This window comes from Serratia sp. CMO1, assembly GCF_015689115.1.
Classification (GTDB): Bacteria; Pseudomonadota; Gammaproteobacteria; order Enterobacterales; family Enterobacteriaceae; genus Serratia; species Serratia marcescens.
Genome location: NZ_CP065032.1, coordinates 1,713,228 through 1,729,544, shown reverse-complemented (window position 1 = coordinate 1,729,544; position 16,317 = coordinate 1,713,228). Strand labels below are relative to the sequence as shown.

Here is a 16,317-nt window from a genome sequence, read left to right as displayed (position 1 = left end):
AGGAAAAATATTAGATATGGGTAACGATATCTTTAATCAAACGCGGGCCGTGATAGATAAATCCGGAATAAATTTGCAGCAGGCTCGCGCCGGCCTCCATTTTTTCGCGCGCCGCCGTCAGCGAATCGATGCCGCCTACGCCGATAATCGGCAGACGCCCTTGCAGTTCGGTGGAGAGGCGACGGATCACTTCGGTACTGCGTGATTGCAACGGACGCCCACTTAACCCGCCCGCTTGTTCGCAGTAATTCAGCCCTTGGATCAATTTTCGATCCAACGTGGTATTGGTGGCGATCACGCCATCGATATTATGCCGCACCAGGCTATCGGCAATTTGGATCAATTCTTCTTCTGAAAGATCCGGCGCGATCTTTACCGCCACCGGCACATATTTGTGATGACGCGCATGTAATTCCTGCTGCTTATTTTTAATCGCAGCCAAAAGATCGTCCAGCGCTTCGCCATACTGTAAGGATCGTAACCCCGGCGTATTCGGTGAAGAGATGTTAATCGCGATATATCCGGCATACGGATAAACTTTATCCATGCAGATCAAATAATCGTCTTTGCCCTGCTCGACCGGCGTGTCTTTATTCTTGCCGATATTGATCCCAAGAATGCCGCCGAAATGGGATTTCTTAACGTTTTCAACCAGATTGTCCACGCCATGGTTATTGAACCCCATGCGGTTAATCAGGCCTTCCGCCTCAACCACGCGGAACAAGCGCGGCTTGTCATTGCCCGGTTGCGGACGCGGCGTCACGGTGCCGACCTCCACATGGCCGAAGCCCATCGCGCCGAACGCATCGATGCATTCGCCGTTTTTATCCAGACCGGCGGCCAATCCCAGCGGGTTTTTAAACGACAGCCCCATGCAGTTGACCGGTTTGGTCGGCACGGACTGACGGACAAGAAACGCTAATGGGGTGCCGGTAATACGGCTGAGCTGACGAAAGGTCACTTCGTGCGCGCGCTCCGGATCGAGCTGGAACAACGCTTTCCTGATGAGGGGGTAGTACATGGACTCTCCTGATTTCCCGGTTGCAAACCGGGGGCGTATTATCCGGTATCCCCCGCCTAATTGGAATTGATTAAAGGCAAAAAAAGCCGTTTTTACGCAATCGTTTTCCCTCTTCGCCGCCAAATCGCTGCCAATCCGCTTTTGCGCATATCCAAATCAAAAAATGAGATTTAAAAAACGCGCCCGGTTGCTGGTAGGTTTAAAACACTTCCCATTGATTTTCTAATTAAACCTAACTTTTAGTTATAAGGAGTGGCAATGCGCGTTATATCACTGGCCGGTAGCCCACGCATCCCATCACGTTCCGCCGCGCTGCTCTCGCTGAGTCAGAACTGGCTGCGGCAGCAAGGGGTGGAAGTGACGGCCTATACCCTGCACGACTTTGACGCCGAAGATCTGCTGTACGCCAACTTCAACAGTCCGGCGATCAAGGCGTTTGCCGAGCAGCTGGCGCAGGCCGACGGCCTGCTGATTTCCACGCCGGTTTATAAAGCGTCGTTCTCCGGCGCGCTGAAAACCCTGCTGGATCTGCTGCCGGAACGCGCTCTGGATCATAAGGTGGTGTTGCCGCTGGCGACCGGGGGATCTGTCGGCCACATGCTGGCGGTGGACTATGCGTTGAAACCGGTGCTGGCGGCGCTGAAAGCGCAAGAGGTGCTGCACGGCGTGTTCGCCGACGACAGCCAGATCCAGTTGACCGAAGAAAGCGCCACGCTCACCGACGCCGTGGCCGCCCGGCTGGAAGAGGCACTGGCCAGTTTCTATCTGGCGCTTGGCCGCCGCAAACCGCCTGCGCTGCGCGTCGCCTCGCCACTGGCGGCGCGTCAAACCGCCTGAAACGCCTGGAAAAGGAGAGCCTGAATGAAACAACGCATCGCTTTGCGGCGTTGGCTGAGCGCCGCCGCCTTCACCGGCCTGCTGTCGCTGGTTTGGGCCAACGCCGCCGTCGCTCAGGATCCGGCGCAATTCCGCATCGGCTACCAAAAAGGATCGGTCAGTCTGGTGCTGGCGAAGAGCCACCGGCTGCTGGAGGAACGTTTCCCCGCCACCCGCATCAGTTGGATCGAGTTTCCCGCCGGCCCGCAGATGCTGGAAGCCTTGAACGTCGGCAGCATCGATCTGGGCAGCACCGGCGATATTCCGCCGATCTTCGCGCAGGCCGCCGGGGCGGATCTGCTGTATGTCGGCGTTGAGCCGCCCAAACCGAAGGCGGAAGTGATCCTGGTGCCGGAAAACAGCCCGATCAAAACCGTCGCCGATCTGAAAGGCCATAAGGTCGCGTTCCAGAAAGGATCCAGCTCACATAACCTGCTGCTGCGATCGCTGCAAAAAGCCGGACTGAAATTTACGGATATCCAGCCCGCCTATTTAACGCCCGCCGATGCGCGCGCTGCATTCCAGCAGGGCAACGTCGATGCCTGGGCGATCTGGGATCCTTATTATTCCGCCGCGCTGCTGCAGGGCGGCGTGCGGGTGCTTGGCGACGGCACCGATCTGAATCAGACCGGTTCCTTCTATCTGGCGGCGCGCCCCTATGTCGAAGCCAACGGTGCCTTTATCAGCCAGGTCTTGACGGTGCTGACCCAGGCCGATGCGCTCACCCGCAGCGACCGGGCGCAAAGCGTGACCCTGCTGGCCAACGCCATGGGGCTGCCGGAACCGGTGATCGCCAGCTATCTGGATCACCGCCCTCCGACCGCCATCACACCGCTCGATGCGCATACGATCGCCGCGCAGCAGCAAACCGCCGACCTGTTTTACGCCAACCGGTTGGTGCCGGTGAAGGTCGACATCTCGCAACGCATCTGGCGCCCAAGCGCGCAATAAATACGGGGGAACATTGACGATGAGCCTGAACGTTTTCTGGTTTTTACCCACCCATGGCGACGGCCACTATCTTGGCAGCGCGCAGGGCGCTCGCAGCGTCGATCACGGTTACTTGCAGCAGATCGCCCAGGCGGCGGATCGGCTGGGATTCGGCGGCGTGCTGATCCCCACCGGTCGCTCTTGCGAAGACTCCTGGCTGGTGGCCGCCTCGCTGATCCCGGTCACCCAGCGGCTGAAATTTTTGGTCGCGTTGCGGCCGGGTATCATCTCCCCTACGCTGGCGGCGCGTCAGGCGGCGACGCTGGATCGCCTGTCCAACGGGCGCGCGCTGTTCAATCTGGTCACCGGCGGCGATCCGGAAGAGCTGGCGGCGGAGGGGTTACATCTCAGTCATGAAGAGCGTTACGAGGCCTCGACCGAGTTCACTCATATCTGGCGCCGGGTGCTGGAAGGGGAAACCGTCGATTTCCACGGCAAGCATATTCAGGTGAAAGGCGCCAAGCTGCTGTTCCCGCCGGTGCAGCAGCCGCGCCCGCCGCTCTATTTCGGCGGATCCTCCGCAGCCGCGCAGGATCTGGCCGCCGAACAGGTAGAAATGTACCTCACCTGGGGAGAGCCGCCGGCGCAGGTCAAAGAGAAGATCGAGGAAGTACGCGCCAAAGCGGCGGCGAAGGGCCGACAGGTGCGTTTCGGCATCCGCCTGCACGTCATCGTGCGGGAAACCACCGAAGAGGCCTGGCGCGCCGCCGATCGGCTGATCGCGCACCTCGATGAGGAAACCATCGCCAACGCGCAGCAGGCCTTTGCGCGCTTCGACTCCGTCGGCCAACGGCGCATGGCGGCGCTGCACGGCGGCAAAAAGGATAACCTGGAGATCAGCCCGAACCTGTGGGCCGGCATCGGCCTGGTGCGCGGCGGCGCCGGCACCGCGCTGGTGGGCGATGGCCCGACGGTCGCGGCGCGCATGCAGGAATATGCCGATTTGGGCATCGACACCTTTATTCTCTCCGGCTATCCGCATCTGGAAGAGGCCTACCGCGTCGGCGAACTGCTGTTCCCGCACCTCGATCTGGCGCAGGAGGAAACGCCCGCTCGCCTTCAACCGGTGCGCCCGCAGGGCGAAGTGGTGGCCAACATCTATGTTCCGCAAAAAGTATCGCAGAGCTGAGGAGCGCCCCGATGGCAAATAACGTACAACGCATCCTGTATCGGCTGGCTCCCTGGGCGCTGCCGTTGGCGCTGGTGATCATCTGGCAGATCGCCGTCGAAACCGGCTGGCTGTCCAACCGCATTTTGCCGGCGCCGAGTGCGGTGCTGGCCGCCTTCTGGCGCCTGAGCCAAAGCGGCGAACTGTGGCAGCACCTGAGCATCAGCAGCCAGCGCGCGTTGATCGGCTTTGGCATCGGCGGCAGCATCGGACTGATACTCGGCTTTATTACCGGGCTGTCACGCTGGGGTGAACGCCTGCTGGACAGCTCGGTGCAAATGATCCGCAACGTGCCTCATCTGGCGCTGATCCCGTTGGTGATCCTGTGGTTCGGCATCGATGAATCCGCCAAGATCTTTCTGGTGGCGCTCGGTACGCTGTTCCCGATTTATCTCAACACCTATCACGGCATCAAAAACATCGATCGCGGCCTGTTGGAGATGGCCCGCAGCTACGGCCTGAGCGGTTTCCGCCTGTTTACACAGGTGGTGCTGCCGGGCGCGCTGCCGTCGATTATGGTCGGCGTGCGTTTCGCTCTCGGCTTCATGTGGCTGACGCTGATCGTCGCCGAAACCATCTCGGCCAATTCGGGCATCGGCTACCTGGCGATGAACGCGCGTGAATTTCTGCAAACCGACGTGGTGGTGGTGGCGATCGTGCTGTACGCCCTGCTCGGCAAGCTGGCGGACGTGGGCGCGCAGCTGTTGGAGCGCGTCTGGTTGCGCTGGCATCCGGCCTATCAACTGAAACAGGGAGAAGCGCTATGACCCTTCCCGCTCGCCTTGCGCAAGGCACGCCGGTGACGCTGGAGTCCATCGGCAAACGTTACGGCAACCGCACGGTGCTGGACAATATTCAGCTGCGCATTTCCGCCGGGCAGTTCGTGGCGGTGGTCGGCCGCAGCGGCTGCGGCAAGAGCACCCTGCTGCGCCTGTTGGCCGGCCTGGAACAGGCCAGCAGCGGCGCGCTGCTCAGCGGCAACGCGCCGCTTGCCGCCGCTAAAGAGGATACCCGGTTGATGTTTCAGGATGCGCGCCTGTTGCCGTGGAAAACGGTGATCGACAACGTAGGTCTGGGGCTGCGCGGCCAGTGGCGCGACGCGGCGCTGCAGGCGCTGGACGCGGTCGGTTTGGCGGATCGCGCCCACGATTGGCCGGCGGCGCTGTCCGGTGGACAAAAACAGCGGGTCGCCCTGGCGCGCGCGCTGATCCACCGCCCCCGCCTGCTGCTACTGGACGAACCGCTCGGAGCGCTGGATGCCCTGACGCGCATCGAGATGCAAGGGCTGATAGAAACGCTGTGGCAACAACACGGTTTTACCGTACTGCTGGTCACACATGACGTCAGCGAAGCCATCGCGCTGGCGGATCGGGTGATCCTGATCGAAGAGGGGCATATCGGGCTGGATCTGGCCATCGATCTGCCGCGGCCGCGCCGCAAAGGCTCGGCCAGGCTGGCGGAACTGGAGGCCGAAGTGCTGGAACGGGTGTTATCGCCGCCGGCCGCAGCGGACAGTACCCGCCGGGCGGTGAACTGAACGGATAAAAAAAGGGACGGCGCAGGCCGTCCCCCTTATCTATTCAGCGCGAAAAGATCAGGCGTCGAGCGCCTTGCTGATCTTCTCGTACAGATCGCCGGACAGGTTTTCCAACCCTTTCAGCTGTTCCAACGCCTTGCGCATCAGCGCCTGACGGCCCGCGTCGTAACGCTTCAGGCGAATCAGCGGTTCAATCAGGCGCGCGGCGATCTGCGGGTTGCGCTGGTTGAGATCGCTGAGGATCTCCGCCAGGAACTGATAGCCGCTGCCGTCCGCGGCATGGAACGCCGCCGGGTTGCCGGAAGCGAAGCCGCCGATCAGCGAACGGGTGCGGTTCGGGTTGCTCAGGCTGAACGAACGGTGATGCAACAGTGCGCGCACCTTGCTCAACACATCTGCCGCCGGGCTGCTGCCCTGCAGCACGAACCACTTGTCCATCACCAGGCCATCCTGATGCCAGCGCTCGTCGAACGCCGCCAGCAGCGCATCGCGGCACGGCAGCTGGGCCGCGACCGCAGCAGACAGCGCCGCCAGCGAGTCGGTCATGTTGTCCGCCTGGCGATACTGTTCGCTCACCAGCTGGTCCGCCAGCGCCACATCTTCGCCGAACGCCAGATAGCCCAGGCACACATTACGCAAGGCGCGCTTGGCGATCTCGGCATGCTCCACGCGGTAGCCGTCGGTCTTGTTGGCGTGATACACCGCCAGCCACTCATCGGCCAACTCCCGCGCCAGACAGCGTACGATCGCTTCGTGCACCGCGGCGATCGCTTCCGGATCGATAGTGGCGAACAGCTCGGCGATTTCGTTCTCCGACGGCAGCGTCAGGATCTGCGCCGCCAGCGCCGGATCCAGTTTTTCGTCCAGCAGCACCGCGCGGAACGCATCGGCCACGTGCAGCGGCAGCGACAGCGGCTGCTTCTGCTGGTGCCGCGCCACGTTCAGCTTGATATAGGTCGCCAGCAGGCTCTGTGCCGCATCCCAACGCGCAAATTCATTGCGTGCGTGCTGCATCAAGAAGGTCAGTTGCTGATCGCTGTACGGATAGTCCAGCTTCACCGGCGCGGAGAATTCGCGCAGCAGCGACGGCACCGGCTTGTGCGCCACGCCGTCGAACACGAAAGTTTGCTCCGCTTCGGTGACGTTCAGCACGTTGTTGACCGGCAGGCCGCCTTTTTGCAATGGAATGACATTGCCTTCGCTGTCGTACAGTTCGATATCCAGCGGAATATGCAGCGGCAACTTCTCCGGCTGATCGGCGGTCGGCGCGGTCTTCTGGCTGACATGCAGGCGATACTGTTGGGTTTCCGCGTCGTACTCGTCGCGCACCGTCAACAGCGGCGTGCCGGACTGGCTATACCAACGGCGGAAGCGCGACAGATCGACGTTAGACGCATCCTCCATCGCCTGAACGAAATCGTCGCAGGTAGCGGCGCTGCCGTCGTGGCGTTCGAAATAGAGCTGCATCCCTTTCTGGAAGTTCTCCTCCCCCAACAGGGTATGCATCATGCGGATCACCTCGGAACCCTTTTCATACACCGTAAGGGTGTAGAAGTTGTTCATCTCGATGACTTTGTCCGGGCGGATGGCGTGCGCCATCGGGCTGGCGTCTTCGGCAAATTGCGCGCCGCGCATCACGCGCACATTGTCGATGCGGTTGACTGAACGCGATCCCAGATCGGAACTGAATTCCTGATCGCGGAACACCGTCAGCCCCTCTTTCAGACTGAGCTGGAACCAGTCGCGGCAGGTCACGCGGTTACCGGTCCAGTTGTGGAAGTATTCGTGGCCGATCACCGCTTCGATGTTCAGGTAATCCTTGTCGGTAGCGGTTTCCGCCTTCGCCAGCACATATTTGGAGTTAAAGATATTTAACCCTTTGTTCTCCATCGCGCCCATATTGAAGAAATCGACCGCCACAATCATATAAATGTCGAGATCGTATTCCAGACCGAAGCGGGTCTCGTCCCACTTCATCGAGTTCTTCAGCGAAGTCATCGCCCAGTCGGCGCGATCCAGGTTGCCGCGATCGACGAACAGCTCCAGTGCGACCTTACGGCCGGAACGGGTGGTGAAGCTGTCGCGCAGCACGTCGAAGTCCCCCGCCACCAGCGCGAACAGGTAGCAAGGTTTCGGGAACGGATCCTGCCATTGTACCCAGTGGCGGCCATCAGCCAATTCGCCCTGGCCGATGCGGTTGCCGTTCGACAGCAGGAACGGATAGCGCGTCTTGTCGGCCACGATGCGGGTGGTAAAGCGCGCCAGCACGTCCGGGCGATCCTGGTAATAGGTAATGTGGTGGAAGCCTTCTGCTTCGCATTGCGTGCACAGCGCATCGCCGGACAGGTACAGCCCTTCCAGCGCGGTGTTCTTCGCCGGGTGAATATCGTTGACAATGGTAAGAGTGAATTGTGCCGGCAACTCTTCGATGATCAGCTGGTTATCCTGCTGACGGTAGGCGCTCCACGGTTGGCCGTCCACCTGAATGCTCACCAGCGTCAAATCTTCGCCATCCAGCACCAGCGGTGCACCGGCCGCCCCCTGACGTTTGATTTTACTGACGGCGGTCACGCGCGTGGTTTCCGCATCCAGACTGAAGTCCAAATCGATATCGGTCGTGGTGTAATCGGGCGCGCGATAATCGTGGCGGTATTTTGCCTGTGGCTGTTGTGTCATAAAAACCCTTAAACGTCTCAGTGAGTTATAGGTGCCAGGCTGCGCTTCTCCTTCGTACCGCAGCCGGTATGTTCCCCTGCGGCGCGCGGTGAGCCTGAATTGTGAATAAACTGTATCACAGCTGGCCGAAAAGCCCAGAGCCGCAGGGCGAACAAGAGAGAGAAATCAGAGGCAAATCATAAATCGGCCGGCAGGCGGCAGTGCGGGTGACCAATGGCTAAATAAAAATCAGCATTTAATGCTAAAAAGCCGCCATCGCGGCGCGCCGGCATAGTTGAGGCGACACAGGCGGCATGGTGGTATAATTGCGGCATCAGGCTCAGGGATGACTCGCACTATGAAAATTAAATACGCAATCTATTTTTTTACCCTGTGCCTGATGACTTCCTTCTCTCTGTTCATCGTCGATGAGCTGCTCGAAGCCCATACCGACTACCGCGACAACCAGCTGAACCTGTACAAAATCGATCGCGCCAAAGAAATTTCCGAAGCCTTTCAGGCTGCGCTGCTGGCTCATCGCCTCAAACGATTGAGCCTGATCGATCCGCAAATCACCCGTGCGCAATGTTTAGCCGCCGATCGGGTGGCACGCGAGAGAATCACCCGGATCCGCGAACATCTGGACGATGAGGTCGCCAGACAGCTCGGGGTTCGGCAAAAAATCGCCGCGCTGTCGATGATCGCGTTGATGGAGCAGCTGCTGGATAATGACAACCTGCAGCTTTCGCAGGTCAATAACACCAACGCCAATCTGTTCAACATCAACAGCGCCTATTACATCTCGCAAACCAGCAAGAGTTATTACCGTTACACCTACGATACCCGGATGGTGGATACCGACTCCTTTATGTTTCTCGAGGCCATCCGTCTCAATAACCGGTTAAATATGTCATTGACGGAATTGAGCGATCAGATTATCGACGTCAACGTCAGCCAGCTCGTTCGCAAAGACGCCTATCTAAAGTCCATTCAGCTTACCGGCGTGCTGAACGCACTGAGCACCCGATTGATCTTCATGAAGATCAACTACGACGATGGACAAATCACCAACATCGTCAATGCGTTGCTCGCCCAGGTGTCCGCTGAGCGCCTCCAGCAGATTACCAATGGGCTGTATACCGCTATCGATACCCATAAGCCCTACCCCACAGCGCTTATTTCTCGCTATGTCGACGATGTGAGCGGGCTTTCGCAGGCGCTGTATCAACGCAGTTTCGAATTGGAAACCCTCGCCTCGCGCCACAAGATTTACGACAGCCAGACGACCATTTACGGCATGATCGCACTCGCCGGCCTGGTGGTTTTGCTGTTCATTTTGCCGGCGTTGGTGTTCTGCACCAGCATCAACCGCTGGTTGACCAAGACCCACAACAATATCGTGCGGCTGTCGCGCGGTGAGATGAATATCGATCGCAACGATGCCTTCTACAGCCAAGAATTGATCGCCATCAGCGACGCCATTCAGCAGCTCAGGCAATACCAGCTGGACAAGGTCTCGCTGGAGAGCGAGAAACAACTGCTGATTAAAGAGCTCGAGGCCTCTTCCTTCCTCGATCCGCTCACCAATATCTACAACCGCCGTAAATTCTTCCTTGAATGTCAACTGCTGGGCAACGCCAGCTACCCGCAGGCCTTTTGCCTGATCGACATCGACAATTTCAAACAACTCAACGACAGCTACGGCCACGACGTGGGTGACCGGGCACAGGTGGCATTCGGCCACTTGCTGCAACGCGCGTTCCGCGCCAGCGACATCTTCTGCCGCTATGGCGGCGAAGAGTTCGCGGTGCTGCTGGGCAACTGTTCGTTGGACAACGCGCGGGACATCATGGAGCAATTGCGCGCACGTACTCATCGCCTGACGCTAAATCTGGCCGACGGACGGCAAGTGCGCTTCACCACCAGCTGCGGCATCGCGCCGGTCAGCGCGTTCGCCGCGCTGCAGGCGGCGATCAAACAGGCGGACGAAGCGCTCTATTTTTGCAAAAAGAACGGCAAGGATCGGGTCAGCGTGCATACCCAGGCCGGCTTTATCTGATTCGTTGTTTAAAATAATTAACATTATAATTTTTATGACTAATTAGGCTAAGTCATTCACCTTACAGGCATATCTGGCTTTTTTTCCTCCCCGCCGCTATCCGGCTGCCATAAAGGCACGTTTAATCCTCGACCCGCTTCGGTGATTTATGGTGTGATGCAGCTTCAATAACAGGATAATCCGGGTATACTCCACCCCCACTTTTATGATTATCCGGATTTGGACACGCGCCTGACGAGGATGCTGTAACGCGCTATGACTCAATACGCTTCCCCGATTTTGACATCACTGCTTGATACCGATGCTTATAAGCTTCATATGCAGCAAGCAGTGTTCCATCGCTATCCCGCGATCAGCGTGGCGGCGGAATTCCGCTGCCGCGGCGACGAACTGCTGGGCGAATATGCCGACGAGATCCGCGCGCAGGTGGCGCTGATGAGCCGGCTGGCGCTAACCGACGCCGAATTCGCTTATCTTTCGGGCCTGCCCTTCTTCCGTCAAGATTACCTGAACTGGCTGCGCACGTTCCGCTACGATCCGCAGCAGGTCACCATCGACAACCGCGACGGCAAGCTGCACATCCGCATCGCCGGCCCCTGGCGTGAAGTGATCATGTGGGAAGTGCCGTTGCTGGCGGTGATCAGCGAAGTGGTGCACCGCCGGCGCTCGCCGCTGGCGACGCCGGAACAGGCGGTGGCACATCTGCAAACCAAGCTGGCGCAGTTCAAGACGTTGGCGGGCGATCTGGATCTTTCACGCTTCAAGTTGATGGACTTCGGCACCCGCCGCCGTTTCTCTCAGGGCGTGCAACAGGCCATCGTCAGCACATTGCAGGCCGAATTCCCGTACCTGTCGGGCACCAGCAATTACGATCTGGCGCACCAGCTGGGTCTGGCGCCGGTCGGCACGCAGGCGCATGAGTGGTTCCAGGCGCATCAGCAGATAAGCCCGGTGCTGGCCAACAGCCAGCGCGCCGCATTGCAGGCCTGGCTGGATGAATATCCGGACCAGCTTGGCATAGCGCTCACCGACTGCATCACCATGGATGCCTTCCTGCGCGACTTCGGCCCGCAGTTCGCCGAGCGTTATCAGGGGCTTCGCCACGATTCGGGCGATCCCGTCGAGTGGGGTGAAAAGGCCATTGCCCACTATCAGAAACTGGGCATCGACCCACTGAGCAAAACGCTGGTGTTCTCGGACAACCTGGATCTGGAAAAAGCGCTGGCGCTCTATCGCCATTTCTACCAGCGCATTAATCTCGGCTTCGGCATCGGCACGCGCCTGACCTGCGATATTCCCGGCGTTAAGCCGTTAAATATCGTGATCAAGCTGGTCGAGTGCAAAGGCAAGCCGGTGGCCAAGCTCTCCGACAGCCCCGGCAAGACCATCTGCCAGGACCAGGCGTTCGTCAGGGCTCTGCGCAAGGCCTTCGATCTGCCGCTGGTGAAGAAAGCCAGCTGAGCCTTCTTTATATAAAGAGAGAAAGCCGGCCCGGTTCTCGCGCCGGCTTTTTGTTTTTATCCCGAACGCCCTCTTTTCAGTCAGCCGCGATAAATGTTGCGCCAATCCGATGATTTCTGCTTGTGCTCTGCACCGCGGCAAGTAACATAGCCATTACCCCCATATTCTTGGGTTGTAAGCTATTTCTAAACCAAATTATTAAAGAGAGAAATCTATGAGCGTAGTGCCTGTAGTCGACGTACTGCAAGGTCGTGCTGCGGTTGACAGTGAAGTCACCGTACGCGGCTGGGTACGTACCCGGAGAGATTCAAAAGCTGGTATCTCCTTCCTGGCCGTCTATGACGGTTCCTGCTTTGATTCGTTACAGGCCGTCGTTAATAATTCTCTGCCGAATTATCAAGATGAAGTGCTGCACCTGACCACCGGCTGTTCGGTCGAAGTTACCGGCAAGGTCGTTGCTTCACCGGGCGAAGGCCAGAGCTTCGAGCTGCAGGCCACCGCGATCAAAGTGGTCGGCTGGGTCGACGATCCGGACACTTACCCGATGGCGGCCAAACGTCACAGCATCGAATACCTGCGCGAAGTGGCCCACCTGCGCCCGCGCACCAACCTGATCGGCGCCGTGGCGCGCGTGCGTCATACGCTGGCGCAGGCGATCCACCGCTTCTTCCATGAAAATGGCTATTTCTGGGTGTCCACCCCGCTGATCACCGCCTCCGACACCGAAGGCGCCGGCGAGATGTTCCGCGTGTCCACGCTGGACCTGGAAAACCTGCCGCGCACCGACAAGGGCGCCGTCGACTTCAGCGAAGACTTCTTCGGTAAGGAAGCCTTCCTTACCGTTTCCGGCCAGCTGAACGGCGAAACCTACGCCTGCGCGCTGTCGAAGGTTTACACCTTCGGCCCAACCTTCCGCGCCGAAAACTCCAACACCAGCCGCCACCTGGCGGAATTCTGGATGATCGAGCCGGAAGTGGCCTTCGCGACGCTGGACGATGTCGCCGGCCTGGCCGAAAGCATGCTGAAGTATGTGTTCCAGGCGGTGCTGGATGAACGTGCAGACGATCTGAAATTCTTCGCCGAGCGCGTGGATAAAGACGCTATCGCGCGTCTGGAGCGCTTCGTCTCTTCCGATTTCGCCCAGGTAGACTACACCGACGCCATTGAGATCCTGCTGGCCTCGGGCCAAACCTTCGAAAACCCGGTCTCCTGGGGTATCGATCTCTCTTCCGAACATGAGCGTTATCTGGCGGAGAAACACTTCCAGGCGCCGGTGGTGGTGAAAAACTACCCGAAAGACATCAAGGCGTTCTACATGCGCATGAACGAAGACGGCAAAACCGTCGCGGCCATGGACGTGCTGGCGCCGGGCATCGGTGAAATCATCGGTGGTTCTCAGCGTGAAGAACGCCTCGACGTGCTCGATCAGCGTCTGGAAGAGATGGGCCTGAATAAGGAAGACTACTGGTGGTATCGCGATCTGCGTCGTTACGGCACCGTGCCGCATTCCGGTTTCGGCCTGGGCTTTGAACGTTTAATCGCCTATGTCACCGGCGTGCAAAACGTGCGCGATGTGATCCCGTTCCCACGCACACCACGTAACGCAAGCTTCTAATTCATACGATCACACGTTTTTTAAACGATTTCGTTACAAAACAAAGGCCAGCCTCGCTGGCCTTTCGCATTTTTTAATATTGACGCACGTCACAAAGTTCCCGAAAAATTACATTTAGTTACACATACTTTCCTTTTGCAACCTCATTGCGACATTGGTATCATTTTCGTCCTAGATTAACCCGCCTGTGAATGGAACACTGCGTTCAGACACAGGACGACACCAATCTATCTACAATAGTTCCCAAGGAATTATTGGCGGCAGTGGCAAAGGTGTCCGAATAACACCAATGAGGGTAATAATGATGAAGCGCAACATTCTTGCAGTGGTTATCCCGGCTCTGTTGGCTGCTGGTGCAGCAAACGCAGCTGAAATCTACAACAAAGACGGCAACAAGCTGGATCTGTACGGCAAAGTTGACGGTCTGCACTACTTCTCCGACGACAAAGGTAACGACGGCGATCAGACCTATGTTCGTTTCGGCTTCAAAGGTGAAACTCAGATTACTGACCAACTGACCGGTTACGGCCAGTGGGAATACAACGTCCAGGCTAACCACTCCGAATCTCAGGGCACCGAAGGCACCAAAACCCGTCTGGGCTTCGCGGGTCTGAAATTCGCTGACTACGGCTCCTTCGACTACGGCCGTAACTACGGCGTACTGTACGACGTGGAAGGCTGGACCGATATGCTGCCAGAGTTCGGTGGCGATACTTACACCTACACCGACAACTTCATGACCGGCCGTACCAACGGCGTTGCGACCTATCGTAACAACAACTTCTTCGGTCTGGTTGACGGTCTGAACTTCGCCGTTCAGTACCAGGGCAAAAACCAGAACGACGGCCGTAACGTCAAGAAACAAAACGGCGACGGCTGGGGCATCTCCTCTACTTATGACATCGGCGAAGGCGTAAGCTTCGGCGCTGCATACGCGTCTTCTAACCGTACCGACGACCAGAAACTGCGTTCCAACGAGCGTGGCGACAAGGCTGACGCATGGACCGTAGGTGCGAAATACGACGCCAACAACGTTTACCTGGCGGCGATGTACGCAGAAACCCGTAACATGACCCCGTTCGGCGGCGGTAACTTCGGTGCAGGCTGTGCAGCTACCGATGACAAGTGCGGCGGCTTCGCGAGCAAAACTCAGAACTTCGAAGTGACTGCTCAGTACCAGTTCGACTTCGGTCTGCGTCCAGAAGTATCTTACCTGCAATCTAAAGGTAAAAACCTGAACGTTCCTGGCGTGGGTTCTGACCAGGATCTGGTTAAATATGTTTCTGTTGGTACCACTTACTACTTCAACAAGAACATGTCCACCTACGTTGATTACAAAATCAACCTGCTGGATGACAACGAGTTCACCAAAGCAACCGGCACCGCTACCGACGATATCGTAGCTGTTGGTCTGGTATACCAGTTCTAAGTTGTCTCGCTTAACGGCGGTTCACCGTCGGCTAAGTTAAAAAAACAGGGCTTCGGCCCTGTTTTTATTTGTGTCTTCCGGTAACGTTTTATCCTGCAGATTTCCCCTTCCCCCTCATTTTTTCTGTCGAATCCTTCCCGTTCACAAGATCGCGGTGTTTTTATCGCAAACGGTTGGCAAAGCCGATAACTGGCGCTACCCTGATGCTTCTGTCTGCTTAACTCCGAGATTTGGAAGCACCTGACATGTTTGAAAAAATCACCGCCGCACCCGCCGACCCGATCCTGGGCCTGACCGACATTTTCCGCGCCGACGCCCGCCCGAATAAAATCAATTTAGGCATTGGCGTTTATAAAGACGAAACCGGCAAAACCCCGGTGCTGACCAGCGTAAAAAAAGCTGAACAGTATCTGCTGGAAAACGAGACCACCAAAAACTATCTCGGCATTGAAGGCATCCCGGCGTTTGCCAGCTGCACGCAAGAGCTGCTGTTCGGTAAAGAGAGCCCGATCGTCACCAATCGTCGCGCGCGCACCGCGCAGACGCCAGGCGGCACCGGCGGCCTGCGCGTGGCGGCAGACTTTATCGCCAACCAGACCAGCGCCAAGCGCATCTGGATCAGCAACCCAAGCTGGCCGAACCACAAGAACGTCTTTAGCGCCGTTGGCCTGGAAGTGCTGGAGTACGCCTACTACGACGCTGCCAACCACGCGCTGGATTTTGACGGCCTGCTGAACAGTCTGAAACAGGCTCAGGCCGGGGATGTCGTGTTGTTCCACGGCTGCTGCCATAACCCGACCGGTATCGATCCAACGGCGGAACAGTGGGCACAACTGGCTGAGCTTTCCGTCGCCAATGGCTGGCTGCCGCTGTTCGACTTCGCCTACCAGGGCTTCGCCAACGGTCTGGAAGAGGATGCGCAGGGTCTGCGTATTTTCGCCGCCAAACATCAAGAGCTGATCGTCGCCAGCTCCTACTCGAAAAACTTCGGCCTGTACAATGAGCGCGTCGGCGCTTGCACCATTGTAGCTGCCGATGCCGAAACCGCCGATCGCGCCTTCAGCCAAGTGAAGGCGGCCATTCGTGCCAACTACTCCAACCCGCCGTCACACGGCGCGGCCGTTGTCGCCACCATTCTGGGCAACGACGCCCTGCGCGCGATGTGGGAGCAGGAGCTGACCGACATGCGCCAGCGCATTCACCGCATGCGTCAGCTGTTCGTGAACACCCTGCAGGAGAAAGGCGCGCAACAGGACTTCAGCTTCATCATCCAGCAGAACGGCATGTTCTCATTCAGCGGCCTGACCAAAGAACAGGTGCTGCGTCTGCGTGAAGAGTTCGGCGTATACGCCGTGAACTCGGGCCGGGTGAACGTGGCCGGCATGACCCCGGACAACATGGCGCCGCTGTGTGAAGCCATCGTCGCCGTGCTCTAAAAGCATCGACGCAGGCCATAAATCATAAAAAAAGGGCGCTCTATGCGCCCTTGATTATTTCGGCCGGGAA

General features: G+C 58.2%; 12 protein-coding genes. 10 read left to right on the top strand and 2 right to left on the bottom strand.

All coding sequences use genetic code 11. The features are described from left to right. Positions 1 to 10: 10 nt before the first annotated feature. Positions 11 to 1,021 carry a quinone-dependent dihydroorotate dehydrogenase gene (pyrD, locus tag IT763_RS08130; RefSeq protein ID WP_015377348.1) on the bottom strand — a complete coding sequence of 337 codons (1,011 nt, stop codon included), beginning with the start codon at positions 1,019 to 1,021 and terminating at the stop codon, positions 11 to 13. Between the two features lie 258 nt (positions 1,022 to 1,279). Between pyrD and ssuE the strand changes: the two genes are divergently transcribed. The 5 genes from ssuE to ssuB are packed head-to-tail and all read left to right on the top strand — an operon-like array spanning position 1,280 to position 5,592. Continuing rightward, positions 1,280 to 1,858: an NADPH-dependent FMN reductase gene (gene ssuE, locus IT763_RS08125; protein WP_016928300.1), complete on the top strand. Its 579-nt coding sequence runs from the start codon at positions 1,280 to 1,282 to the stop codon at positions 1,856 to 1,858. Positions 1,859 to 1,882: 24 nt separating this feature from the next. Then, positions 1,883 to 2,848 (top strand): sulfonate ABC transporter substrate-binding protein, encoded by a 966-nt coding sequence (locus IT763_RS08120; protein ID WP_015377347.1) that lies wholly within the window; start codon positions 1,883 to 1,885, stop codon positions 2,846 to 2,848. Positions 2,849 to 2,867: 19 nt separating this feature from the next. Then, a complete protein-coding gene (gene ssuD / locus IT763_RS08115; protein WP_016928301.1) occupies positions 2,868 to 4,016 on the top strand; it encodes an FMNH2-dependent alkanesulfonate monooxygenase in 1,149 nt (382 codons plus the stop codon). A gap of 11 nt (positions 4,017 to 4,027) precedes the next feature. Continuing rightward, a complete protein-coding gene (gene ssuC / locus IT763_RS08110) occupies positions 4,028 to 4,822 on the top strand; it encodes an aliphatic sulfonate ABC transporter permease SsuC (RefSeq protein ID WP_033640803.1) in 795 nt (264 codons plus the stop codon). Continuing rightward, positions 4,819 to 5,592 (top strand): aliphatic sulfonates ABC transporter ATP-binding protein, encoded by a 774-nt coding sequence (gene ssuB, locus IT763_RS08105; RefSeq protein WP_016928303.1) that lies wholly within the window; start codon positions 4,819 to 4,821, stop codon positions 5,590 to 5,592. Before ssuC ends, ssuB begins: the two co-directional genes overlap by 4 nt. 57 nt (positions 5,593 to 5,649) lie before the next feature. On the opposite strand, the gene pepN is transcribed toward ssuB, so the two are convergent. Further along, complete coding sequence (gene pepN, locus IT763_RS08100) at positions 5,650 to 8,268, bottom strand: aminopeptidase N (protein ID WP_079449435.1); 2,619 nt, start codon at positions 8,266 to 8,268, stop codon at positions 5,650 to 5,652. 337 nt (positions 8,269 to 8,605) lie between these two features. Here pepN and IT763_RS08095 point away from each other — a divergent pair, with 337 nt between their 5' ends. The 5 genes from IT763_RS08095 (at position 8,606) to IT763_RS08075 (ending at position 16,247) form a co-directional block, all read left to right on the top strand. Further along, positions 8,606 to 10,306 (top strand): GGDEF domain-containing protein, encoded by a 1,701-nt coding sequence (locus IT763_RS08095; RefSeq protein ID WP_206195328.1) that lies wholly within the window; start codon positions 8,606 to 8,608, stop codon positions 10,304 to 10,306. Positions 10,307 to 10,561: 255 nt separating this feature from the next. After that, the gene (gene pncB, locus IT763_RS08090) at positions 10,562 to 11,767 is read left to right on the top strand and encodes a nicotinate phosphoribosyltransferase (RefSeq protein ID WP_028127363.1); all 1,206 of its coding nucleotides are present in this window, start codon (positions 10,562 to 10,564) and stop codon (positions 11,765 to 11,767) included. Between the two features lie 214 nt (positions 11,768 to 11,981). Continuing rightward, on the top strand, positions 11,982 to 13,382 hold the full coding sequence (asnS, locus tag IT763_RS08085; RefSeq protein ID WP_206195327.1) for an asparagine--tRNA ligase: 1,401 nt from the start codon (positions 11,982 to 11,984) through the stop codon (positions 13,380 to 13,382). 301 nt (positions 13,383 to 13,683) lie between these two features. Beyond that, positions 13,684 to 14,811, top strand: a complete 1,128-nt coding sequence (gene ompC / locus IT763_RS08080; protein WP_015377340.1) for a porin OmpC — start codon at positions 13,684 to 13,686, stop codon at positions 14,809 to 14,811. A 245-nt stretch (positions 14,812 to 15,056) separates the two neighbouring features. Continuing rightward, complete coding sequence (locus tag IT763_RS08075; protein WP_033640808.1) at positions 15,057 to 16,247, top strand: amino acid aminotransferase; 1,191 nt, start codon at positions 15,057 to 15,059, stop codon at positions 16,245 to 16,247. Positions 16,248 to 16,317: the final 70 nt, after the last annotated feature.